This is a genomic window from Pelotomaculum isophthalicicum JI (assembly GCF_029478095.1).
Taxonomy (GTDB): Bacteria; Bacillota; Desulfotomaculia; order Desulfotomaculales; family Pelotomaculaceae; genus Pelotomaculum_D; species Pelotomaculum_D isophthalicicum.
The window spans coordinates 26,504-49,012 of sequence record NZ_JAKOAV010000006.1; the positions used below are offsets into that span (position 1 = coordinate 26,504).

The 22,509-nt window shown below is 44.5% G+C and carries 26 protein-coding genes and 1 riboswitch; of the genes, 21 read left to right on the plus strand and 5 right to left on the minus strand.

Features of this window, described 5'->3' with window-relative positions:
• Positions 1-148: 148 nt before the first annotated feature.
• Complete coding sequence (larE, locus tag L7E55_RS04725) at positions 149-961, plus strand: ATP-dependent sacrificial sulfur transferase LarE (RefSeq protein WP_277442903.1); 813 nt, start codon at positions 149-151, stop codon at positions 959-961.
• Here larE and larC read toward each other — a convergent pair.
• The 4 genes from larC to L7E55_RS04745 all read right to left on the minus strand — a co-directional run bounded on the left by larC (position 958) and on the right by L7E55_RS04745 (position 5,093).
• Positions 958-2,145 (minus strand): nickel pincer cofactor biosynthesis protein LarC, encoded by a 1,188-nt coding sequence (larC, locus tag L7E55_RS04730; protein WP_277442904.1) that lies wholly within the window; start codon positions 2,143-2,145, stop codon positions 958-960. The genes larE and larC overlap by 4 nt on opposite strands.
• Positions 2,146-2,458: 313 nt before the next feature.
• Positions 2,459-2,752 (minus strand): fibronectin type III domain-containing protein, encoded by a 294-nt coding sequence (locus L7E55_RS04735; protein WP_338091167.1) that lies wholly within the window; start codon positions 2,750-2,752, stop codon positions 2,459-2,461.
• Complete coding sequence (locus L7E55_RS04740; protein ID WP_277442905.1) at positions 2,704-3,765, minus strand: S-layer homology domain-containing protein; 1,062 nt, start codon at positions 3,763-3,765, stop codon at positions 2,704-2,706. Before L7E55_RS04740 ends, L7E55_RS04735 begins: the two co-directional genes overlap by 49 nt.
• Before the next feature lie 106 nt (positions 3,766-3,871).
• A riboswitch (cyclic di-GMP riboswitch) is annotated at positions 3,872-3,956 on the minus strand.
• Positions 3,957-4,256: 300 nt separating this feature from the next.
• Positions 4,257-5,093, minus strand: coding sequence for an Mrp/NBP35 family ATP-binding protein (locus L7E55_RS04745; protein ID WP_277442906.1), 837 nt, complete (start codon positions 5,091-5,093; stop codon positions 4,257-4,259).
• Between the two features lie 532 nt (positions 5,094-5,625).
• On the opposite strand from L7E55_RS04745, the gene L7E55_RS04750 reads away from it, so the two are divergent.
• The 13 genes from L7E55_RS04750 (at position 5,626) to L7E55_RS04810 (ending at position 17,609) form a co-directional block, all read left to right on the plus strand.
• Positions 5,626-6,039 carry a MerR family transcriptional regulator gene (locus tag L7E55_RS04750; protein ID WP_277442907.1) on the plus strand — a complete coding sequence of 138 codons (414 nt, stop codon included), beginning with the start codon at positions 5,626-5,628 and terminating at the stop codon, positions 6,037-6,039.
• Positions 6,040-6,197: 158 nt separating this feature from the next.
• Positions 6,198-6,476 carry a class I SAM-dependent methyltransferase gene (locus L7E55_RS04755; RefSeq protein WP_277442908.1) on the plus strand — a complete coding sequence of 93 codons (279 nt, stop codon included), beginning with the start codon at positions 6,198-6,200 and terminating at the stop codon, positions 6,474-6,476.
• Between the two features lie 348 nt (positions 6,477-6,824).
• Positions 6,825-7,592: a PP-loop family protein gene (locus tag L7E55_RS04760; RefSeq protein ID WP_277442909.1), complete on the plus strand. Its 768-nt coding sequence runs from the start codon at positions 6,825-6,827 to the stop codon at positions 7,590-7,592.
• A gap of 170 nt (positions 7,593-7,762) precedes the next feature.
• Entirely contained in the window at positions 7,763-8,443 is a 681-nt protein-coding gene (locus L7E55_RS04765) for a cysteine desulfurase family protein (protein WP_277442910.1), read from the plus strand.
• 90 nt (positions 8,444-8,533) lie between these two features.
• The gene (locus L7E55_RS04770; RefSeq protein ID WP_277442911.1) at positions 8,534-9,478 is read left to right on the plus strand and encodes a family 2A encapsulin nanocompartment shell protein; all 945 of its coding nucleotides are present in this window, start codon (positions 8,534-8,536) and stop codon (positions 9,476-9,478) included.
• Entirely contained in the window at positions 9,465-11,084 is a 1,620-nt protein-coding gene (locus L7E55_RS04775; protein WP_277442913.1) for a family 2A encapsulin nanocompartment cargo protein cysteine desulfurase, read from the plus strand. Before L7E55_RS04770 ends, L7E55_RS04775 begins: the two co-directional genes overlap by 14 nt.
• Positions 11,085-11,362: 278 nt before the next feature.
• Positions 11,363-11,842, plus strand: a complete 480-nt coding sequence (gene tsaA, locus L7E55_RS04780; protein WP_277442914.1) for a tRNA (N6-threonylcarbamoyladenosine(37)-N6)-methyltransferase TrmO — start codon at positions 11,363-11,365, stop codon at positions 11,840-11,842.
• A gap of 204 nt (positions 11,843-12,046) precedes the next feature.
• Positions 12,047-12,127, plus strand: a complete 81-nt coding sequence (locus tag L7E55_RS04785) for a hypothetical protein (protein WP_277443016.1) — start codon at positions 12,047-12,049, stop codon at positions 12,125-12,127.
• 124 nt (positions 12,128-12,251) lie between these two features.
• Entirely contained in the window at positions 12,252-13,364 is a 1,113-nt protein-coding gene (locus L7E55_RS04790; RefSeq protein ID WP_277442915.1) for a glycosyl hydrolase family 18 protein, read from the plus strand.
• Positions 13,365-13,401: 37 nt separating this feature from the next.
• Positions 13,402-14,580, plus strand: coding sequence for an aminotransferase class V-fold PLP-dependent enzyme (locus tag L7E55_RS04795; protein ID WP_277442916.1), 1,179 nt, complete (start codon positions 13,402-13,404; stop codon positions 14,578-14,580).
• Between the two features lie 207 nt (positions 14,581-14,787).
• On the plus strand, positions 14,788-15,753 hold the full coding sequence (locus tag L7E55_RS04800; protein ID WP_277442917.1) for a hydrogenase small subunit: 966 nt from the start codon (positions 14,788-14,790) through the stop codon (positions 15,751-15,753).
• Positions 15,750-17,147: a nickel-dependent hydrogenase large subunit gene (locus tag L7E55_RS04805; protein WP_277442919.1), complete on the plus strand. Its 1,398-nt coding sequence runs from the start codon at positions 15,750-15,752 to the stop codon at positions 17,145-17,147. Before L7E55_RS04800 ends, L7E55_RS04805 begins: the two co-directional genes overlap by 4 nt.
• Positions 17,148-17,276: 129 nt before the next feature.
• Positions 17,277-17,609, plus strand: a complete 333-nt coding sequence (locus L7E55_RS04810; RefSeq protein ID WP_277442920.1) for a ferritin family protein — start codon at positions 17,277-17,279, stop codon at positions 17,607-17,609.
• 156 nt (positions 17,610-17,765) lie between these two features.
• Here L7E55_RS04810 and L7E55_RS04815 read toward each other — a convergent pair whose 3' ends face one another.
• Positions 17,766-17,927, minus strand: coding sequence for a DUF1540 domain-containing protein (locus L7E55_RS04815; protein ID WP_277442921.1), 162 nt, complete (start codon positions 17,925-17,927; stop codon positions 17,766-17,768).
• Positions 17,928-18,134: 207 nt separating this feature from the next.
• Here L7E55_RS04815 and L7E55_RS04820 point away from each other — a divergent pair, with 207 nt between their 5' ends.
• From L7E55_RS04820 to L7E55_RS04850, 7 genes are all read left to right on the plus strand, one after another.
• Positions 18,135-18,647, plus strand: coding sequence for a DUF4149 domain-containing protein (locus tag L7E55_RS04820; protein ID WP_277442922.1), 513 nt, complete (start codon positions 18,135-18,137; stop codon positions 18,645-18,647).
• Positions 18,648-18,702: 55 nt separating this feature from the next.
• On the plus strand, positions 18,703-18,900 hold the full coding sequence (locus L7E55_RS04825) for a DUF2383 domain-containing protein (RefSeq protein WP_277442923.1): 198 nt from the start codon (positions 18,703-18,705) through the stop codon (positions 18,898-18,900).
• Positions 18,901-19,262: 362 nt separating this feature from the next.
• Positions 19,263-19,526 carry a hypothetical protein gene (locus tag L7E55_RS04830; protein WP_277442924.1) on the plus strand — a complete coding sequence of 88 codons (264 nt, stop codon included), beginning with the start codon at positions 19,263-19,265 and terminating at the stop codon, positions 19,524-19,526.
• Positions 19,523-19,897, plus strand: a complete 375-nt coding sequence (locus tag L7E55_RS04835; RefSeq protein WP_277442925.1) for a retropepsin-like aspartic protease — start codon at positions 19,523-19,525, stop codon at positions 19,895-19,897. The genes L7E55_RS04830 and L7E55_RS04835 overlap by 4 nt, the downstream gene beginning before the upstream one ends.
• A gap of 253 nt (positions 19,898-20,150) precedes the next feature.
• Positions 20,151-20,810, plus strand: coding sequence for a corrinoid protein (locus tag L7E55_RS04840; protein WP_277442926.1), 660 nt, complete (start codon positions 20,151-20,153; stop codon positions 20,808-20,810).
• 52 nt (positions 20,811-20,862) lie between these two features.
• Positions 20,863-21,717, plus strand: a complete 855-nt coding sequence (locus L7E55_RS04845; RefSeq protein ID WP_277442927.1) for an ABC transporter ATP-binding protein — start codon at positions 20,863-20,865, stop codon at positions 21,715-21,717.
• Entirely contained in the window at positions 21,707-22,483 is a 777-nt protein-coding gene (locus L7E55_RS04850; protein WP_277442929.1) for an ABC transporter permease, read from the plus strand. Before L7E55_RS04845 ends, L7E55_RS04850 begins: the two co-directional genes overlap by 11 nt.
• Positions 22,484-22,509: the final 26 nt, after the last annotated feature.

Here is a 22,509-nt window from a genome sequence, read left to right on the forward strand (position 1 = left end):
CCTTTAACAAATTTTATTTCATCAATAAGAGATTGTCAATAATTATATCGTAAATTCCATTGTGATTTTTCTCCATTTAAATTGCATTAATCCAATGATTAAGCTAAGATAACAATTAGTATTACGCTTTGTTGCGGGAGGAAAAATCTTGAAATTAGTTAATAAGATTGATTCTATAAATTCTTTAATCTCCAGTTTTGGCAGTGTATTGGTAGCTTTATCCGGCGGCGTGGACAGTTCCGTGTTACTTAAGCTGGCGGTAGATTGTTTAGGACCTTCCCGGGTATTAGCCGCGACAACACATTCCGAAACATCAACTTTGGAAGAAATTGAACTTGCAGCGCGGATAGCTGGGATATGCGGGATTTCTCATGAAATAATCCCTATTTCCGACCTGTCAATTCCTGAATTCGCGGCCAATCCGGCCAACCGGTGTTACTATTGCCAGAGCAGCCGCTTCCGGATGCTCCGGCAAACAGCGGACGCCAAAGGCTTCAAAGAAGTATTGGACGGCTCCAATCAGTCCGACCAGGGTGACTACCGGCCAGGACAGAAAGCGCTCATCGAACTGGGTATACGCAGTCCTTTAAAGGAATGCGGTTTCACCAAAGATGAGATCCGTCAATTAGCAAAGTCCTTCGCACTGCCAAACTGGAACCGGCCCGCCAACGCCTGCCTGTCCTCGCGCTTTCCCTACGGGACGCCGATCACGGCGGAAGATCTGGGCCGGGTGGCCGCCGGCGAAAAGCTGTTGCATTCCCTCGGGCTGACTCAATGCCGGCTCCGCCATCACGGCCGGATTGCCCGGATTGAGGCGCCGCCTGAAGAATTTTCTATCTTGCTGGATCCCGGCCAACGCGGGCGGCTTGTAGCAGGCATCAAGGATCTGGGATACGCTTATGTTACTCTTGACCTGCAGGGCTACCGCACAGGCAGTCTCAATGAAGTTATTAAAATCTAAACTAACTGCTCCTTTGATTTTTTTAATACCATTTGCAAAACTTCCTGGAGCGGCAGTCCCGCTCTTATTGCTATTTCTTTGCAATCTTCGTACTCCGGCGCGATTTTCTTTATGTTTCCTTTTGATGCCACTTTCACTCTTACCGCCCCAAGATTCGTGTTAACGTTTATAATTTCCCTGTCCATGCGATACCTTGCAACAATACTTCTGCGGATACCAAGGGTTGAACTTTCCTTTAACACAATATCCGCCAGTTTTTGTTCATCTTCTTTTCTTGCCAAGACAGTCACCATTGCCGCCGGCCTGTTTTTTTTCATATAGATAGGGGTATGGAAGACATCAAGCGCCCCGCTCGCGAGCAGGCGTTCCGCCATATACCCGATGATTTCCGGACTCATGTCGTCTATATTGGTCTCCAGAACCACGACTTCCTCCATATCACCGGTATCTTCAAAAAACGTTCCCATAACAATCCTTATCGCATTCAGCCTGCCCGTTTCTCTTTTTCCCATGCCATAACCGACTTTATTGATAATCATTGCCGGCATGTTCCCAAAACCAGACGCGAGGCATTTAATAATGCCCATCCCGGTAGGTGTGACAAGTTCTGTATTTATGTTTTCCGATATGATTGGGATGGGAATTTTACTCCCGGCAAGCATTTCCATGACGGCGGGCACCGGTACGGGAAGCCTTCCATGCCGGCATTCAATAAACCCCTGTCCTTCATGCAACGGGGATGAAAATACCTTTTGCGCTCCAAGCAAGTCAAGACATATCGACGCGCCGACAATGTCCACAATGGAATCGACGGCGCCTACTTCATGGAAATGAACTTCATCAATACTCATATTATGTACTTTTGCCTCAGCCCTGGCAATTTCCAGAAAAACTTTCCCGCTGAAACACTTAACATTCTCGCTCAGCCCGCTTGACTCGATCAGCATTTCAATATCCCGCAGATTGCGCGCTTTATGGGCATGGTCGTCATAAGTATTGATCTCTACATCAGTTCCGGCGATACCGTGCTTTACCTTTTTCTGAATTGTTATTTCATAACCGGTAAGGTTTAATTTTTGCAACTCATCTTTAAAAAGCTTAACATCAATGCCGAGATCAATCAGCGCCCCAAGAGTCATGTCACCGCTTATCCCCGAGAAACAATCAAAATACAGTACTTTCATCTGTTAACTCACCTTCTTGTTTTAGTACCACATATTGTATTGCGCAACGGGCATATTTTATCAGACATTTTTGCAACCTCCTCACATGAAATTTTTTAGTCGAGATAACTGATCAACTTCTCCAACGACGGTCGAAAATCCTACTTATGATCATTTCCGAATCAATAATTGACATAAGCTCCTCCGGAGTAAGATAAAGGCAAAAAAAGATATTGGAGTCAATTGCTACTCTCAATATCTTCGTGTGCTTCATTGCCTATTGTTGCATGTCGTTCGACATGCTAGAGAATTTGTTTTGCCCGCCCTGTTAGATCTAGGGTGTCTTTTTTGTTTTTACTCTTGCAGTTGGCCCGCTATTGCTCCAGTTACCAGCTGCGTCACCCGCTTCAATACTGAATGTATACGATGCGTTTTTTGTCAAGCCGGAAACGGTATAACTATATGTGCCCGCCGGTATGTCGGCAATCTTTACCCCGTTCTTATACAATCTGTAGCCGGTCACCGATACGTTGTCCGTCGCTCCCGACCAACTCAGAGTTACACTGTTTATAGTAATAACTACAATTCGTAACCGGTTACAGCAACATTGTCCGCCGCCCCGGACCAGGTCAGGGTTACGCTGTTAGAGGTGATATTCGATGACGTTATCACGCCGTCGGCCCATGTTGGCGCCTGGTTGTCCGACGTTTTCGCCGTCGTTACTGTTGTTGTCAACTCGCTGCTCCGGTTGCCTGCCCCGTCAAGCGCTTTGACGCTGAACTCGTAAGAGGTGTCCGGCGCCAGACCTGCAACTGTGTAGCTGTACGTGCTCCCTGACACGCTGTCAAATTGGACACCGTCTTTATACAACTCATAGCCGGTAACCAGCGCATTGTCTGTCGCACCGAACCAGTTCAGGGTCAACCCGTTCTCCGTGATATTCGAAGGCAAGAGCGCGCCCCCGATTGCCCATACAGGCGCTTGGGTATCCGGCAGCGAAGTCGTTGTAACTTCTATAGCCGGCCCATCGCTGCTCAAATTGCCTGCCGCGTCGCGTGCCTCTATGGTGAAGCTGTAACTTGTCCCAGGCGTTAGGCCGGTAACATTATCGGCAATATCAACGTTCTTATAAGTAAGGGTTCCCCCGGAAATTCTGAGTAGCAAAGCGATTGCCTCTGCGCGAGTGACGGGTTCTTCAGGTTTAGATGTTCCGTCCTCATAACCATAAAGCAAGCCGGCTTTTTCCGCCGCTTGAATTGTCCCAAAAGCCCAGTGGCCGGTCGGCACGTCACTGAAAACAGGTTGTCCGCCAGACTGCTCTGGCAGTCCTTTCGTTAAGACTAAGATTTTTGCAGCCTCAGCGCGGGTGAGGCTGTCCGCCGGCCGGAAGGTGCCGTCAGGGAATCCGTTGATAATGCCTTTTGCGGCAAGGTAATGGACAGAGGGAAGCAGCTGTTTGTCGTTATCCAAGTCTCTAAAGTCGGTTTTTACCGCTTGGACAGCGGGCTCTCCCATTTGCTGTATTGAAGTCTCAACCGCAATTGCCGGTTTTAGACCAAAGGCAAAAACACCTAAAACTAAGAGAAAGGCACAAAACACAAACTTATATTGTTTTTCCCCCCGCGTCGGAAAACGAACCATGAGTCCCTCCATAATAAGCATTTCTCATGCGGCAGTACATTCCCATAACAATCAAAAAACCCGTTTGCAAACTCGGGTTTTTATAGCACTAACGAAATTTTGTTATCGTGGCAACCCGGCTATCATAGTACACTTACCTTAGACCCGTGGCTTTGCGCAGAATCCTTTCGGAAACTATGCCAAATATGAAGTTTACATATTTTTGCGATAAGCTAAATAAATATTTTATCAAACCAATATAAGATACTGTCATATGACTATATTTGACATAATACTCAATTTCAATAGGAAATAGTTCCTATTTTTTAATGGGTCCAAAGACCTATTAACGAATCTTTAACACCGACTCAACTTGAATAAGCGGCAAATACCGGGCCTCATTAATAAGCCCGGCTGCATTTGCCATCAAAATTAACCTTATATATATTTTGCAGTAAAATTTACTTATGGTTAACCTATTCTTTCCATACCCTCCCATAGATTAATACGTTCTATTGAACTACCTTTTCAGGGATTAGATTTTTAAAAAGATTACTGTTATATTCTTCAATCTTGCCTTGATCGCAAAGATTTGAAAGGTGCGGGTCAATAGGCAAACCACCGATAAACGGAACCTCGAATTTTTCAGATATTTCTTTGCCCCGGCTAGGGCCAAACAGCTCAAATTCTTCGCCGCAATGAGGGCAAACGGCACGACTCATATTTTCAACCAGACCAAGAATGGGAATATTCATGTATTGGGCCATCTTAATTGCCTTGCTCACAATCATTACGGCAAGGTCTTGTGGTGAAGATACAACGATAAGCCCGTTGAGAGGCAGGGATTGCATTACAGTCAAAGGCACATCACCAGTGCCAGGCGGCAAATCGACAAAAAGGTAATCAAGGTCACCCCAGGCGACATCAGTCCAAAACTGCTTGACCGTACCGGCAATTACCGGCCCTCGCCAAATAACCGGGTCATCTTCATTGTGGGTCAATAAGTTTAGTGACATGACTTTTATACCTTTATCGGTATCTAAAGGTAACAGCGCGAAGCCGGTGCTTTTCGCCATACCCTTAACGCCAAACATCTTCGGCAGGCTTGGACCGGTGATGTCCGCGTCCAGCACTCCTACCGAATAGCCCTTTTTTTTAGCCTCACAGGCAAGTAGAGATGTCACTGAAGATTTTCCCACACCACCTTTTCCACTCATTACAGCAATAACATTCTCAATATGGCTTAATTCGTTTACAGGCAATTTCTGAATGCCGCTTTTGCCTTCATGACCACATCCGCCATGACCGCATCCGCCGTTTTTTTCAACTTCATCATTATTTTGCTGCATTATTTACATCCTCCTGATAGTAAAGTTTAAAATAGTTATTACATTGAGTATACATTAAACCATGTTATGGTCAATGTTTCACAATCATATATACAACACAACCTCATCATTGTCAACGATATTACCATACCAATTTTAAGTAAATCTAAATGGACCGATTTAAGTTACCTCAATATTTACCCATAATTATTTGCAAAGAATTTCACCGGTACAACTACCTGTGAGCCGAATCATTCTCTTTTTCATCATAGACTGCTGATTCCAAACTCCTAAACATTATAGTTCCTACCCGCACAAATAATCAATAATTATATCCAAATATCTTAGTATAAATTTATAAATTATTTTAAATAAAAAGTACCAATATTTGTATCAAACCATATTGATTACAGCTATATAACTTAAAAACCATATTCCTCATAATAGTAAAATACCCTCCATGCTATTTCAATAATAAAACATTAAATTATTTACAAACTCCGTTAGTATATATATAATAAACTTATAAATTATATTTATATGGGGGGATTAAATGTCCACCTGGGATGACGACAAGCCAATGTTAAACATTGGCGTAGTGGCACAATTACTTGAAGTTCACCCTGAAACACTCCGCATATGGGAAAAAAATAATCTAATTCATCCGGCAAGAAAAAATAAGCAGCGATTATATTCGAATAATGACCTTAAACGGTTGAAGTTTATCCATAACCTAATTAATGTAAAAGGGCTGAATATCGCGGGCGTGCAACAGGTTCTCGCCATGTACTCCTGCTGGAAAACAAAAAGTTGCCAAGATAGCCAAATCAGAAATAAGAGTCAGGTAGTTAATAAGTCCAAACCCTGCTGGAAGGAAGAGGAATCATATTGCATAGTAATTCAGGACCAAGCCGACCTTTGTAACAATTGCAAGTATTATAAAAATAGTTATGAAACCACTGATTAATCATCGGTTTTATAATTCTGCATACGTTGAAATCTCGTCGGCCAGAACTTTTACCGGCTTAACAATACTTCTACTTTCTTTTTCTTCATTCTGAGCTATTATTTAAGCACTTTCTGCGCGAAGCTTTCAGAGTATTGAAACCGGGTGGAAGATTTGCCGTGTCCGATATTGTCTTACGGAAACATCTTCCTGAGAAGGTACAACGCGATATGCTGGCCTGGGCCGGATGTGTGGCCGGAGCGCTATTAGACCGGGAATACCAAGATAAACTTACCGCGGCCGGTTTTGAAAATATTGAGATAGAGATCACCCGTGAATATAATCTTACAGATGAAAAAATGCAAACATTATTGTTAAGCTTATCCCAAGCCGAGAAGGAGCAACTTAAAGATTCAATTGTCAGTGCGTTCATAAGAGCGAAAAAACCTAATAAATAAAGCTAGCTTCCCCATGGATTCTTTCGTTGTCACAAATGTTGGAATCCATGGGGGCAAGCCAGCCATTTTTCTCGAAAATCCAGCATCCGCTTCCCCCACCACTCTTCCCACCATGACAAAACAAAGAAATCGCAAGCTCGCACTTATATGTCAACCATGGAGACATATTGAGTTAACAATAACATTATACTACTTGCCAATGTTTTCTGTAAATAATTAAACCCATTAGCAATAGAACCGCGAAGCATAGACGACATGGAGAATGCTTGTTTTAATCAGGAAAGGCGATTATTATATATGAAAAAGCAATTGATACGACTCAAAAAATTTAGATAAAGAGGGACAAAATTGACAAAAAATTATCGCAAATGGTTTTTAGCAAAAGTAAAACGGGCTATTTATGATTTCGGTATGATTGAAGACGGTGACCGGATAGTGGTGGGGTTTTCCGGAGGCAAAGACAGTGTAACCCTACTATATTCGCTTTACCTGCTCAGCCGTTCCATTCCGGTCAAATTCGACCTGGCAGCGGTTTTTATTAAAACCGGTTGGCCGATGGATTTACCTGTACTGGAGAACTTTTGCCGGTCTTTAAATGTGCCTTTTTATATAGTAGAAACGGAAATAGCAAAGATTGTCTTTGAGGACAGGCAGGATGACAACCCCTGTGCCATTTGCTCGCATCTGCGCCGCGGCGCTTTGCATAGCAAAGTCCTGGAACTCGGCTTTAACAAAGTTGCCCTTGGTCACCACCTGGACGACGTGATAGAAACATTTTTTATGAGTATGATTTATACCGGCCAGATTCGTGTCTTTTCTCCGTTTACATTTCTCGACCGCACCGGGCTTACCATGATTAGACCAATGGTATATCTTCCGGCAGAGGAGGTCGTTTCCTTTGTAAAACAGGAAGCGCTGCCTTTCATCGAAAACCCCTGCCCGGCTAACGGTTTTACCAATAGAGAAGTGGTAAAAAAGCAAATAGCCGACCTGGTTAAACGCTTCCCTGATTTAAAGGCGCGCTTTCTTACTTCACTACAGACGTTCGATCAACGCAATTTATGGCCTGACGTTCGTTCCAAGAGTAAAAAGCAAGATCGAAAAATTCGAATATAACAACATCTGATGTTGTTTGAAAAAACTTTTATCTGTGTTAGAATGATAAAAAACCTGCTGACCAAACATATGGAGGCAATTATATAATTGTCTCCATTTTAGTTTACGGGAAAGCCTTGTGTCAGTTTAAAATTATTAATAAATAAGCGGTTTGGAAAGGAGTATTATAAATGATATATCTTGACTATAACGCCACCACTCCTGTGGACAAAAAAGTCGCGGAAGCAATGCTTCCCTTTATCTACGGGGAATATGGCAATCCGTCCAGCAGCCACGAATTAGGCTTTAGCGCTAAGACGGCTATTGAACAATCAAGGAGCCGGGTTGCGGATCTTCTTAACTGTTCACCCGTAGAAGTGTTATTTACAAGCGGCGGCAGCGAGTCGAACAATACGGTTATAAAGGGAGTGGCTTTAACTTTTAAAGACAAAGAAAACCATATCGTGACCTCGCAGATAGAACACCCATCCGTATTAAACCCGTGCAGGCATTTAGAAAAGTTGGGTTGTGAAATTTCCTATCTATCGGTCGACGAATACGGCGCGGTAAACGCTGAAGATTTGGAAAAGCTGATCACGGAAAAAACTATCCTGGTTACAGTGATGCATTCGAATAACGAGACAGGCGCCTTGCAACCGATTAAGGAGATATCCGAAGTCTGCCGCAAACACAATATTTTGCTCCATACCGACGCGTCCCAATCGGTTGGTAAAATACCTATTGATGTAAAAGAGCTTGGCGTGGACTTTCTAACGGTGGCCGGCCACAAGCTTTACGCTCCGAAAGGCATTGGGGCGTTGTATATAAAACAAGGCATTATAGCGTATAACGGTCTTTTTTATGCTGTTTAAAAACAATAGTATAAGTTTGTTAAATGAAGGAAAGCATAATTTTGCATTATAAGGAAAAGTTAAGTTCATTAAATAATAGGAGGTTTTTTAATGGAAGAGCAAGAAAGCAAAGTCCCTGCGTTAGGCGCGCATGAGGCGTATCAACTTGCCAAAGTGACAAAAATAGCGCCGCAATTCGATTCGATTACTCCAAGATGGTTACCAAAGTTATTGGAATGGAAGCCTCTTGAAGCAGGAATTTTTAGATTGAATAAAGTTAAAGAGGGAGAAACTCCTCTGGATATTCTCTGCAGTCAGCAAGACGACGTAAAAATACCGGAGGGTTTTGTCAATTATGAGTCAAACCCTCGTGAATACATACTAACCTCAATATCTACGATAATCAATGTTCATACCCGCATATCCGACATATACAGTTACCCTACGGACCAAATCAAAGAACAGCTTCGCCTGAGCATGGAAAGCTTAAAAGAAAGACAGGAAAGCCAACTCATTAACAGTGACGATTACGGACTATTAAAAAATGCGTCTGATTCACAAAGAATTCAGACGCGCAAAGGTTACCCCACTCCGGACGACATGGATGAACTTATTTCAAAAGTATGGAAAGAGCCTTCATTTTTCCTCGCGCATCCAAGAGCTATAGCGGCATTCGGCCGTGAATGCACCAGACGTGGAGTACCACCTGCGACAGTAAATTTATTCGGCTCGCCGTTTTTAACATGGAGAGGTATTCCAATTATTCCCACGGATAAACTGTTAGTCGACGGTCAGAAAAAACCGGAGAGTCAAACCGGCAAAACAAATATCCTCCTTGTCCGCACCGGTGAAAAGAAACAGGGTGTTATAGGCCTCTTCCAGGCAGGTGTTCCAGGGGAACAGTCGATGGGTTTATCGGTAAGATTCATGGGGATAGATAAAAACGGAATAGCATCATATCTTCTTGCGATATATTGCTCTTTAGCCATTTTGACGGAAGACGCGGTTGGGGTGCTCGAAGACGTGGATGTGGGTAACTATTATGAATATAACTAATATCGAGGCTATGGCAAGCGAATATTTCCCCGAGTTTTCCGCTCAGGAAACCCCTGCTAAGAGTTCTTCTATTCAAGAATTTGCGCCAAACCCGGTGCCAATAAAGAATGCTTTTTCGGAGGAGGATTTCTTAAAAGCAATCCCGGACGCCCTGAAAACAGATGACATCAGGGTGTTTCCATCCATAACTGATCTCGATAAATATTATCAGGCGGCAATTCAAGATGAATGGCAGCAGTTTTCCTTTCTTGAAAATGCCGGATCGATTTTATCGTCTAATCCCACCGGATCAGTTAATAATAATGAAACTCTTAATAATTACCCGGCTCCCGGTGTAAGTATCGCACCAGTGATCGTTCCTTTAGCGGATTTTTCTTTTGAGCATTTTGACGTGAACGCTGTCCGCAGGGATTTCCCAATATTATCGGAAAAAGTTAACGGTAAAAACCTGATCTGGCTGGATAACGCGGCGACAACCCAGAAACCCAAAAGCGTCATCGACCGGTTAGTCTATTTCTATGAACATGAAAACTCGAACGTGCGCAGAGGGGCGCACACCCTTGCCGCCCGCTCGACAGATGCTTACGAGGGGGCAAGAGATACAGTAAGCAAGTTTCTTAACGCTCCTTCATCCTCGGAAATTGTTTTTGTCCGCGGGACAACCGAAGCGATCAATTTGGTCGCGCAGAGCTTTGGAAAATACAACCTTCAGAAAGATGACGAGATTATCATCACCTGGCTTGAACATCACGCCAACATTGTTCCCTGGCAGATGCTTTGTTCTGAAACAGGAGCCAAACTTTGTGTTGTTCCCGTTGACGAAACCGGTCAGGTGCTTTTGAATGAGTATGAAAAGCTGCTTAGCTCCAGAACGAAAATAGTCGCGGTTACTCATGTTTCCAATGCGCTGGGCACCATTGCCCCGGTAGCGGAAATGGCGCAGATGGCGCATCGATATGGAGCGAAAGTTTTAGTCGACGGAGCGCAGGCTGTTTCTCATTTGAAAGTGGATGTTCAGGCTTTAAACAGTGACTTCTATGTGTTCTCCGGACACAAGGTTTTCGGCCCGCCGGGGATAGGGGTTTTATATGCCAAACCTGAAATTTTGCATACTATGCGCCCTTATCATGGCGGCGGAAACATGATTTTTGATGTGACTTTTGAAAAAACTGTTTATCAGGACCCACCACACCGGTTTGAGGCGGGGACAGGGAATATCGCGGGCGCTGTCGGGCTTGGCGCCGCCATAGATTATGTTAATTCCCTGGGTATGGAAAATATCAGAAGATACGAGCATAATCTTCTGGAATACAGTATGGACGCTTTAAAGCGCATACCCGGCTTAAGACTGATCGGTACGGCCAAAGAAAAAACAAGCGTGCTGTCCTTTGTCTTGGAAGGTTTCACCACGGAAGAAGTCGGCAGTGCCCTGAGCCAGGAAGGAATAGCTGTCCGGGCAGGCCATCACTGCGCCCAGCCGATTTTAAGGAGGTTCGGGCAAGAGAGCACCGTCAGGCCTTCACTGGCGTTTTACAACACATGTGAAGAAATAGACTTGCTGGTTTCAGCGCTCTGGAATTTAAAAAGCGGTCGTAATTTTGGTTAACGCGCTCTGATAATGTTATGGAAGAAATAACGGGTTACAACTCCAAATAAATGTTTTTTAGTTAACCAAATAGTTCATGGGGGCGCAAATATAAAGAAGCTTTGATTGTTATAATATCGCTTCTATTATTGGCGTAGCTGGTGTAGCTATACATCACATGTTACTTAACCATTTCTCTACCCCTGTTTACAAAGGCAAATAACTAAATATATGCGTAAATCACCGGAGGTTATTGACACCTGGTTCAACAAGAAGCATATTATTATTGAGGTGAAGTTATGATTAATTTCAAGCCAATCGGCGTCATTCAATCTCCGTTTAAAAAACCGAAAGGAACACCTATTCAGACGACAGCGGCGCGGGACACTGCCGGTGTTATTGAAGTATACCCCGAGTATATTGAAGGGTTAAAGGATATTGAAGGGTTTTCTCACCTTATTTTGATTTACCATTTTCACTTGGCGAAAGAGTCTACTTTATTAGTGAAACCATTCCTGGACAATGAACTGCACGGAGTCTTCGCCACGCGCGCTCCTAGCAGGCCCAATGCTATTGGTTTTTCGGTAGTGCGTCTTGCTAAGGTTGAAGGCAATATACTCCACATTCTGGATGTAGATATTGTTAATGGGACTCCTCTTCTGGATATAAAACCTTATGTGGCAGAATTTGACGTCAGAGAAGCGGTCAAAATTGGGTGGTTTAAAAACAGTGTTCAAAAACTTTCATCTACAAGAGACGACGGGAGATTCGCAAAATAGATCGCAGGGCATGCCTGGGTTGTTCTAGAGAGGCAAAATGAATTACGTAATTGTTGAAAACGGGATAAATAAGTACATTGAATTTATTTCGGCTGCCTTTCCATTGAACACCGAACAAGATGCCTTGGATCTGGTGGCCTTATGCGGAGAAAAACCGCGGTTATTATTCCTGAGCAATTTGTTATTAAAGGTAAATTAAGGGACATGATTTCGGAAACAAACAAAGGAAATCACTTTAGGATTTTTAAAACCCGGGAAGACGCGGAAATCTGGCTTACCAACTAAGAAAAGAAGTTCGATAGTGAATTCGAAATCACTCGAAAATGCTCAGAAATTATCTCCTGAACCTTAATAAATACTATATAATAAATTAGGAAAAGCTTTAATGGATCAGGAGAGAGTGATTTCAATGTCCAAAAACATCTCAAAGTATCCTGTACTCGTCTTGCTTGGGCTTCTGGTTATTGTCTTATGCTCTGCATCGTCAGAAGCCTTTTCTTCCAAAAGATCTGATTCTCACCGTATTTTCCTGCAATATCTTCAGGCCTATGGACCTGATTCTTATTCTGACTACCGCAAGCAACTTTCCCTGGTAACAGACAGCACCAATGGTATTACCGCGGTTTCGCCCAACTGGTATCACTTAAATAATTCCGCCGACGGGACTTTCACCGGTCCCTGGGAACTTTCCAGCGGCAACTATAATCAGCTGGTTGCCGTTGCCCATCATCGCGGTTTTGAAGTTTTACCGCTGATTGCGGCGGACTGGGACGATACAGGAAAGATGACCTTGTATAATGTGCTAAGCCAAAAGACCTCCCGTTTAAATTTAGTTAATCAAATAGTTGGAATGATCACCTCTTCAGGGGCGGACGGGGTCGTGATTGATTTTGAGTATATGAGCGGTTCCACCGGACCTTTTCTCACGCAATTCATGCTGGAACTCTCCTCCGAACTACATGCCCGGGATAAATTGCTTGTGGAAGCCGTGCCGTCACGCACGTCTACAAGCAGATCTTACACAGCGTTTGACTACCAAAGCCTGTCCCTGGCAGTGGACTATCTAGCAATTATGACATATGATTACAGTACCTCCGAGCCTGGGCCCATTGCTCCTCCTGACTGGATCAAACGAGTCCTGGACTACGCCCGGGCTCAGCATGTAGCCATGGACAAAGTTCTTCTTGGCCTTCCATACTACGGCCGGGACTGGGCGTCAACAGGTTCCACGTACGAGGCGCATGCTCTGGGTCTGGCCCAGGCATTGAGCAGGTCAGCGGAATATTCCGCCTCGATCGAACGGGAAACAACACAAGCAGACCTAGTGGGCATACCTCATTACAGCTATCAGGATGAGAGCGGAACGCAGCATTTTGTTTATTATGATGACTATGACAGTTGGCGGGCCAAGCTGGGTTTTCTGGATGAATATAACCTTGGAGGCGTCCACTGTTGGTCCGTCATGTGGCTGAATGACAATACAGCCCGCTCGCTATTTTCCCTGCTGCGCGAACTGTCATAAACTGAGGTTTAGCAGTACACTTGAGGAGGATATGATTTTGATCTCTCATCTTGAACACCTCGAAAAGATTAGACAGAACCTGCCCGCGACACAAAATATTGTGTATATGAATACCGGCACCACTGGTCCTTTGCCTGTAACGGCCATACAAGCTGTTCAAGAAGCTCAACAAGCTGAGTTGTATAATGGAAGGATTAATAAAGAAGTAGTGCAACTTAAAAAACGGGCCAAGCTCGAAACCAGACAATTGCTTGCTGAATTAATTAAGGCTAATAATGATGAGATCGTCTTAACCAGAAACACCACAGAAGGCATTAACCTGATCATCTCAGGGATTAAGTGGCAGCCGGAGGACGAAGTGATTACTACCAATATTGAACATGCCGCCGTGCTGCTGCCGCTCTTTTTACTTAATCAGAGATATGGAGTCAGCATAAAAACAGCCCGGGTAGACGGTAATCCGCTAAGAGCGTTCAAAGAACTGATAAGTCCCCACACCAGGCTTATCGCCATTTCCCACGTTTCTTACAGCACCGGGGAACTGTTGCCTATACAGGAAATCGCTCAGTTAGCCCACCAACACGGGATTCCGGTACTAATCGACGGCGCCCAGGCTGTTGGCGCCATACCGGTAGATATAAGCGAATTGGGAGTGGACTTTTACAGTTTCTCCGGTCAGAAGTGGCTTTGCGGCCCGGAGGGCACCGGCGCCCTTTATATCCGCCAGGAGCGGTTAAATGACCTGCACCCGGCATATATCGGATATGCATCGGTAGAACATTTCGACCCGGAGGGGTCTTTTAGCTTTCACAGCACTGCCCGCCGCTTTGAGTTTGCCACAACAAATACGCCGTCACTGCTCGGCCAAGGGGCCAGTATCCGTTGGCTTACCGAATATGTTGGTCTGGACTGGGCTTTTGACCGGATCAAGACTCTTCATCACTTGACCAGACAGGAATTGGCGACTGTTACGGACGTTACAGTCTTGACTCCTGCAGCGGCGGCCGGCTTGATTAGTTTTCAGCTGAACGGGGTGGAACCGCAGCAATTAGTCAAGACTTTGGCCAGTCAAGGCATTATTATTCGCACAATCAAAGAGTTAAATTGTGTCCGGGCTTCCATCGGTTTTTTCAATACCGAAGAAGAAGTAGAGTGTTTGGTTAAAGCTGTCAGGCAAGCGCGAAGAAAAGCATGTTCCCATTCAGTGTGCCGGTAGAAGACGCCCTTCCTGGCGCTCACAGCCAGATCACCATTTGCTCACAAAAACCTCATAAAATATTTCCCTTAAACCCCAAGAAAGGACCTGGTTACTTGCTAACCAGGTCCTTTCCCTTGCGTGGATATTTGCGAAGTTTTCGTAACATATTTGCATAAAATATAGCGTATTTTCATGTTATTAATTAATTTGAATAGGAGTTATCGCATGCAAAAAGAGGAGTTTTCCCAAATATGCCGTGAGTTGTCGTCCGGCAGCAACCACGCCCTTTCCGGGGCAATTTTGCCCGTAGTTGAAGAACATCTGGCCTTCCACAATAAAAAGAAGCTGCCGGTGATCTGGCTTGAGACCAACGACAGCGGTGACAACAATATAGCTTTTATGAACACTACTTACCCCTATTTGGGCCGGGTTTTCACGGAAATGATCGATCTGCTTTACAGCAACACCTTCATGGCCGCCCAGGGTAGGGGGGCGCTCAGCATTCTTGAGCAGGTTTCTGAAACATACAAAGGGAAATTCACTTTGATTGTTGAGGGAGCCATACCAAAAAAGGACAACGGTCTGTACAACGCCATCGCCCGCACTGAAACCCGTTTCATTACCGCCCTTGAAGCGGTAACCCGGCTGGGCGAGATGGCTGAATATGTCGTCGCCATCGGTACCTGCGCCAGCTTTGGCGGACCTACCGCGGCCCGGCCCAATCTTACCGGCAGCGCAGGCGTACGTGACGTGCTGGACAGGGAAGTGATCAACGTCAGTGGCTGTCCGGTCAATCCCGATTGGTTCGTGGGAACCCTGGCCCACCTTTTAATGTATGGCAGGCCGGATCTTGACAAATTGGGCCGCCCCACCCTATTTTACGGTTTTACGGTGCACAGGCACTGCCAGCGGCGCTCTTACTTTGACAATAAAGATTTTGCCAAAAAGCTCGGTGACATCGAATGCATGTTTTCACTCGGGTGTATGGGTCCCCGCACAAGCGCCGACTGCCCGTACAGGCAGTGGATAAATCATGTAAGCTGGCCGGTCAAGGCCAACACCCCTTGCATAGGTTGCACCAATGAGGATTTCCCGGACGGCTCCTCGCCCTTTTTTACTCCAATGCCTAAAAAAAGCACAGGTAAAGAAAGTGGTAAAAACACTTCGAGCCAGGGAGGAGCCAAACTATGAGCAAACAGCGAGTTATGTTCAGTCCCGTCACCCGCCTGAGCGGCCTGTTATCCGTTGACGTGATGCTTGAAAACGGGCGGGTGACAGAAGCAAACGCCAGCGGCACCATGTTCAGGGGTTACGAGTGGATCATGCGTGACCGGCACGTCACTGACGCGGTATATTTGACCCAGCGGATCTGCGGTATTTGTTCACTGTCTCACGGGGCAGTGGCAAGTTACCTGCTGGATGAGCTTTATGATAATGAACTGGAAGATAATGCCCAATATTTGCGTAATATAATGTTTGCCGCAGATTTTTTGCAAAACCATATTAAGCACTTTTATTTGTTCAGCCTGCCTGACTTTATAAAAATGCCGGAACGCCCTCCCTTCCACGGGCAAAACCCTGCTGACACCCGCCTTAATCCCGAAGATAACCAGCGCCTGGCGGGGCATTACTTCGAAGCGGTTAAGGCGGCCCAGGAAAGCCACCAAATCCTGGCCTTATTTGGCGGCAAAGCGCCCCACCAGCATAGTTTTGTCCACGGCGGCGTAACGGTAGCTCCTACAGCGGATAAAATTGAACAGGCGCTGGCACTGATCGGCAATATCAGTGAATTTGTTAAAAGCAGGATGGTTCCCGATACCGAGTTGATAACGCGGGTTTACAGCGACTATTTTAGAATAGGAATAACTCCCTGGCAATTTTTATCTTTTGGCTTATTCAGATTCGGCGCTAAAAATGAAATGTTTTTGTGGCGAAGCGGCGTACTGGCGGATGGCCAGTTATACCCTCCACAGCTGGCACTGATCAGCGAGGACATAACCAGTTCCTGGTTTGATAAAACCGGCGCTGAAGAAATAAAGCCGGATCCTTTTAAACCGGGCGCTTATACCTGGGTGAAATCAGTGCGGTACGCGGGACGTTATTTTCAAGTGGGTCCGCTTGCCCGCATGATAATCAACGGGTTTTATAAAGGCGGCACCGCGACGATGGATAGAATCTACGCCCGCACGCTGGAAACCCTTTTGCTAACCGAATTGGTCCAGGAATGGCTGAAAGATCTGAAGCCCAGTCATCCCCCCGTCAACCAAAAAAGTACTCCGGTAAAAAAAGAGGTGACCGCCGTCACGGACGCCATGCGGGGCGCACTCCTCCATACCGCGCTCATTGAAGACGAAAAAGTTGTGAAATACAACATTATTACCCCGACGGTTTGGAATTTTTCGCCCAAAGACGGACACGGCGGCCGCGGGCCGCTGGAAAACGCGCTGGTGGGAACCGAAATACCCGGCCAGGACATGCTTTTCACGATTCTTGGCCGGACCATCCGTTCGTTCGACCCTTGCATATCCTGTGCGACCCACCTCCTTGACTGCAAGGGCAGCGTAAAAGCCAAGGTGGTTTATTAATTTAATTACTGCTTTAAAGCAATATCCTTTAAAAAGCTTAACTTCTTTTTAAATGTCACCCTAATAAAAATAATAAAAAGAATTAAAGGGATAAATGAAGAAGTTACTGACCTGGAGGAGTGCATATCTTTGGTAGAGATGCACCATATGGAACTATTGGCGAAAACAATCAGGCTATTAGGTGTGGACCCGCGTTCCCGAGTGCTCCGGAACAACCAAGAAATATACTGGAATGCCGCTTATGTCTACTACGGCTATAGTGTGTGCGACAAGCTGGCGGCCGACATCGCGTCTAAATGGGCTGCCATCGTGGCCTACCGCGATCATCAACAAAGGATTGGCGCTCCATACATCAAAGAGCTTTTGGAAAGGAGCATCCGGGATGAATATCACCACATCGTTTATTTAATGAGGCTATGCAGAAATACTGCAAGTAGTGATAATATCACTTTAAAATATTAAGGTGGCTATTAGCCACCTTAATATTTTAAAAGATACCCCAATTATTCTATCAATTTATTATAGAAGCTTCCAAGCAACATTCGGTGTTATGTCTGGTAATGGTAAAACCATGTGCGATTCAGCTATTGTATCGCAGCTAAACATGTGCCGTATCAGTTACTTGGCGTCCTTTCTGCTTCTAAAGGTATGGCAGCAAGTCCCGGCCGATGTTTCCACCTTGTTGTCACCACTAGACCGGACCTCAATGCTGTCAGCGTGACACTCATGCTTGTTGTTATAGTGACACTCCTCGCACATACATCTCATTACTCTGGACATACCAATTAACCCCCTTCCTTCAGCAGATTTGTTATGCAATATTAATATGTCTCTGTAAGCGTTAAGTTTATCCTGTCAACAGAATCATTATTACTGAGAAATCCCATTAAAAAACTATTCTTTGAACCAAGAATATATCTACTGTGAAATGGGATAATATTTTTGAAAGCATGAATTAGATATTTTGGATCAAAGGAGTAAAAATTCGTGGAAAAACTTTTACATACTATCTCCGGTTTTTTACACATTCTAGCTGCGGTAACCTGGATCGGAAGTATGATTTATAGCCAATTCGCAGTGGCTCCCGCCCTAAAGCACCTTGGCGCTCCGAAAGCCAGCGCTATCAACATGATTGCCACGGGGCATTTTTCTCCTCTGACCTGGACCAGTCTGGTGGTTCTAATTGTCACTGGTACCTATGCTACCATCGACAAAGCAGAAAAACTCACCCCCTTTTTTCAGCAGCCGGCAGGCATCGTACTATTCATAAAATTGTTATTAGTGGCGGCGCTAATCGTGATCCTGCTAGTGCAGATTTATAATTACGGGCCCAAAATGAAAAAACTGATCAATCCAGCCACTCCCAAAAATCAGGGTGCGCATAACCTGTCCGAAGTAACTGATCCTAAACTGCAACAGATGCTTAAAGGTATGGAAATGGCCGCCCGTAATAATTATAGTACTCTATCCCAGAAGATGAGCAATCTTGGTATAGTATAGAAGAAAAAGTATAAAAAACTATTTTATACTAATAACAATGGAAGGGGTAATATTATTGAATACCCTTGATAAATTGCAAGATTCCCTGCAGGGAGAAATGATGCTGCAGTCTATGTATAATAAACATATGATGGACATAACCAATCCTGAAATCCGTCAACTGTTTACCCAAATGCGTGACGCCAAGATGCAAAATGTTACCCAGTTGCAGCAGGAGATCCAGCAGATGATGCTACAGGGTAAGATATCATAAAAATGTTGATATGGACCATACAAAAGCGCATCGCAAAGGGCGCGCTTTTATATGATTGCCTTATTTTAAGCCATGCCGCCCTGAATCTGTTGCAGGGAATATTGGCATTCCGTTATACAAAGGTACGAGTGGTGGGCGCCTATATATCTATTAATAGTTTTGAAGAATTCTCACAACCAATAGAGCTGTGTCTGATCGTATTCGTACTGGGTGGTGTTGCCGAGGGTGTCTGTCATTTTCACTTACGTGTTATAATTAATTAAAATGCGACTAGTGAACCATGGGTAAATTGAGAAAATAAAGATAGCTATTACCTTTTTATAAGGGAAGAAATGAAAAAAACCTCAAAGGAGGGTTCAAAAATGTTATGGATAGAAGTAAAAAGAGCATATCCTAATCAGTGGGTAATCATTGAAGCTATTGAGGCCCATACAGAAGGGGATAAAAGGATTATAGCTCAAATGACTGTAGTTGACAATTTCCAGGACGACAATAATAAGGCTTTGTTGCAATATTTGCAATTACACCGAAAGCATAGGGAAAGAGAGCTTTATGTTGTTCACACTTCGCGTCCTGAACTGGATATAATCGAGCAAAGATGGATTGGGGTGCGTGCCGATATATGAATCTAAAATTAAAATATGGGCTGCCGTTTACTGACGTTGTACTTGTTCACAGGGATAAATCCCTCAGTTTTGATAATTTTTTGATAGATACCGGCTCTGCATCCACAATTATCGCTGCCGAAATTGCAGTGGAATTGGGGTTAGGTCCTGAACCTTTGGATGTCATAAGAAAAATACGCGGCGTTGGCGGAACAGAATATGTGTATGAAAAACATATTGACAGAATTCAGTTGGGCACCAAAAAATTGACCAAATTTAAAATACAAATTGGTGATATGGATTATGGATTTGATATTGACGGAATCCTTGGAATGGATTATTTGATGAAATCCAAAGTAGTTATAGATTTGGAAAGCATGATACTTGTGTGAAGGCAAAGGATACTTACAATTTCATGTATAATTGCAAAAAATGATGGTTTTGGTTTAATTATTATCAAGATTACAGAGGAGACGTTTTCAAATTGCTCCTCTTTTTTTTGTATTCTCCGTGACCATCGTTTAGATTGAATTATCTTATTACCATAGCAATTTAGATATAAATTTTTTATTGGTAAAATGACTTTTTCTTATGCTATATTTACTATATCAAAATAGTAGAATTTAAGCTAGAGAGGTGTGCGCTTTGAAAAGTAAGGAGAAAATTTTACAGGATCTAGCCAAAGCAGTAATAGACATGGAGGAAGACAAGGCGAGAAACACATCCTGTGAAGCCATTGACTTCGGCATTGAGGCCTATGAAGCGATAAACGGCGGACTGGTAAAGGGCATGAAAGTCGTAGGGGACTTATACGAGCGACAGGAGTACTTTATCCCGGAAGTGCTCCTCTGTTCAGACGCCTTGACGGCCGGACTGGAGGTGTTGCAGCCTCACCTGCCCGTGGATGGCAACAAGGCCGCGGAAAAAGTAGTTATCGGAGTTGTCCAGGGAGACACCCATGACATCGGCAAAAACCTGGTGAAAATCATGCTGGAAGCATCCGGCTTTGAAGTATACGACCTGGGACGCAACGTGCCTTTGCAGGATTTCGCGGAAAAAGCCCTGGAGGTAGGTTCCAGAATCATCGGCATGTCCACCTTGATGACCACCACCATGGACGGTATGAGGACGGTTATAGATGATCTGAAAAAACGTGGAATCCGGGACGAATTCCTGGTTATTATCGGTGGCGGCCCTATTTCCCCGGCATTTGCCAAAGAGATTGGCGCGGACCTTTACGCCCCTGACGCCAACTCTGCGGCCAGGAAGTTAAAGGAACTATTGGAGGTAAGAGCATGCGCCTAGAAGTATCCGCCGATTTAATTTAAGTATTTCAGGATATGGAGGTGAGATTCAGGTGAAAGGAGCTGACAATGTTCTGGAATTGGCACCCGCCCTAAACAAAAAGCCCGCCAAGATCAAACTGGCAGTTAAAGACATAAACCACATGTACCTCTCGTCCAACGGTAAACCGACCGAATGTCTAAAAGATATTAATCTGGAAATAGAGGACCACAAATTTGTAGCTATCGTGGGTCCCAGCGGCTGCGGCAAAAGTACGTTGTTGAATATCATGTCCGGTCTTATCAAACCCACAACCGGTGATGTTTTTATCGAGGGAAAACCTATTAATGGAATCATCTCGAGAATCGGTTACATGTCCCAGTCCGATGCTCTGTTGCCGTGGCGGACAGTAATTGAAAATGTGGCGCTTGGATTGGAAATCAGGGGAATAACCAAAGCTAAAAGAAAGGTTATTGCCAAAGAGCTAATCCAACGGGCAGGCCTTGGCGGTTTTGAGGAAAGTTATCCTTTTGAACTTTCCGGCGGGATGAGGAAAAGAGTTGCCGTTATCAGAATACTGGCTCTGGACCCGGAAGTTCTTTTCATGGACGAGCCCTTTGGCCCGCTTGATGTCTTTACTAGAGAGAAGCTGCAGGATGATATCCTGAAATTATGGCAAGAGACGAAGAAAACCATTGTTTTCGTTACGCATGATCTTGCCGAAGCTATTACGCTGGCCGACCGCGTAATTCTGATGACTTCCCGCCCCTCAACGATAAAAGCGATATATGACATACCGTTGAAACGTCCCAGATCTGCTGTGGAAATCCGCTTTGAACCGCGATTTCTTGATTTACATAAACTTATTTGGAATGATTTGCGGGATGAAGTTATCGAGCCTAAAGGAGGTTTAGATATTGCAAGATAGCAAAAAACATAGAATAACCTCCATGACCGGTACAATCCTAGTTGCCGCTTTTGTTTTGTCGCTATGGGAAATGCTGGCCGGGCGCGGGGTAATTGATTATTTTTTCTTTAGTAAACCTTCGGCTATTTTGCTTGATTTAAAAACACTATTCGTTACGGGGCAAATATGGCCGCATATTATCATCACCTTGCAAGAGACATTTTGGGGATTAGTCATAGGCAGTGCCGCAGGCATCATAGTAGCCTTTATCTTTGGCCAATTTAACTTAATCGCCGGGATATTTGATCCTATTGTCATGGCACTGTACGGGATTCCCAAACTTGCCTTAGGACCTTTATTTATTCTATGGTTTGGACTTGGTATTAAAGCAAAGATATTCATATCCACATTTGCGGTGTTTTTCCTGGTTTTCTTTAGCGCTTACGCCGGCTTTCGCAGTGTTGAGCCTTCTTTAATAAGCACGGTCAAGTTAATGGGCGCCACAAAGGGGCAGATCATGCGAAAGGTAGTTTTCCCTTCATGTATGCCCTGGATAATGGCCGGACTGCGGGCCGGAATCGGGGCAAGTCTTTTGGGGGCGATTGTCGGCGAGTATATCGGATCAAACCGCGGTTTGGGTTGGATGGTGTTGACCGCGGGCGGCATGTACGATACAACACGTGTTTTTTCTTCGATTTTAATATTAACAATGATTATCGCTATTATGAACGGAGGGCTGAAACTGCTGGAGAAGCGCGTTTTAAAATGGCGCCCGTCCGTTCAGTGAAGCGCCTTGTTTAGAACAAATATACA

Coding starts and splice junctions, on each gene's coding strand:
- larC (WP_277442904.1), bottom strand. CDS start 2,145: ATGAAAGTACTGTATTTTGATTGTTTCTCGGGGATAAGCGGTGACATG.
- L7E55_RS04740 (WP_277442905.1), bottom strand. CDS start 3,765: ATGGTTCGTTTTCCGACGCGGGGGGAAAAACAATATAAGTTTGTGTTT.
- L7E55_RS04745 (WP_277442906.1), bottom strand. CDS start 5,093: ATGCAGCAAAATAATGATGAAGTTGAAAAAAACGGCGGATGCGGTCAT.
- L7E55_RS04750 (WP_277442907.1), top strand. CDS start 5,626: ATGTCCACCTGGGATGACGACAAGCCAATGTTAAACATTGGCGTAGTG.
- L7E55_RS04765 (WP_277442910.1), top strand. CDS start 7,763: ATGATATATCTTGACTATAACGCCACCACTCCTGTGGACAAAAAAGTC.
- L7E55_RS04770 (WP_277442911.1), top strand. CDS start 8,534: ATGGAAGAGCAAGAAAGCAAAGTCCCTGCGTTAGGCGCGCATGAGGCG.
- L7E55_RS04775 (WP_277442913.1), top strand. CDS start 9,465: ATGAATATAACTAATATCGAGGCTATGGCAAGCGAATATTTCCCCGAG.
- tsaA (WP_277442914.1), top strand. CDS start 11,363: ATGATTAATTTCAAGCCAATCGGCGTCATTCAATCTCCGTTTAAAAAA.
- L7E55_RS04785 (WP_277443016.1), top strand. CDS start 12,047: ATGATTTCGGAAACAAACAAAGGAAATCACTTTAGGATTTTTAAAACC.
- L7E55_RS04790 (WP_277442915.1), top strand. CDS start 12,252: ATGTCCAAAAACATCTCAAAGTATCCTGTACTCGTCTTGCTTGGGCTT.
- L7E55_RS04800 (WP_277442917.1), top strand. CDS start 14,788: ATGCAAAAAGAGGAGTTTTCCCAAATATGCCGTGAGTTGTCGTCCGGC.
- L7E55_RS04805 (WP_277442919.1), top strand. CDS start 15,750: ATGAGCAAACAGCGAGTTATGTTCAGTCCCGTCACCCGCCTGAGCGGC.
- L7E55_RS04815 (WP_277442921.1), bottom strand. CDS start 17,927: ATGTCCAGAGTAATGAGATGTATGTGCGAGGAGTGTCACTATAACAAC.
- L7E55_RS04830 (WP_277442924.1), top strand. CDS start 19,263: ATGTTATGGATAGAAGTAAAAAGAGCATATCCTAATCAGTGGGTAATC.
- L7E55_RS04835 (WP_277442925.1), top strand. CDS start 19,523: ATGAATCTAAAATTAAAATATGGGCTGCCGTTTACTGACGTTGTACTT.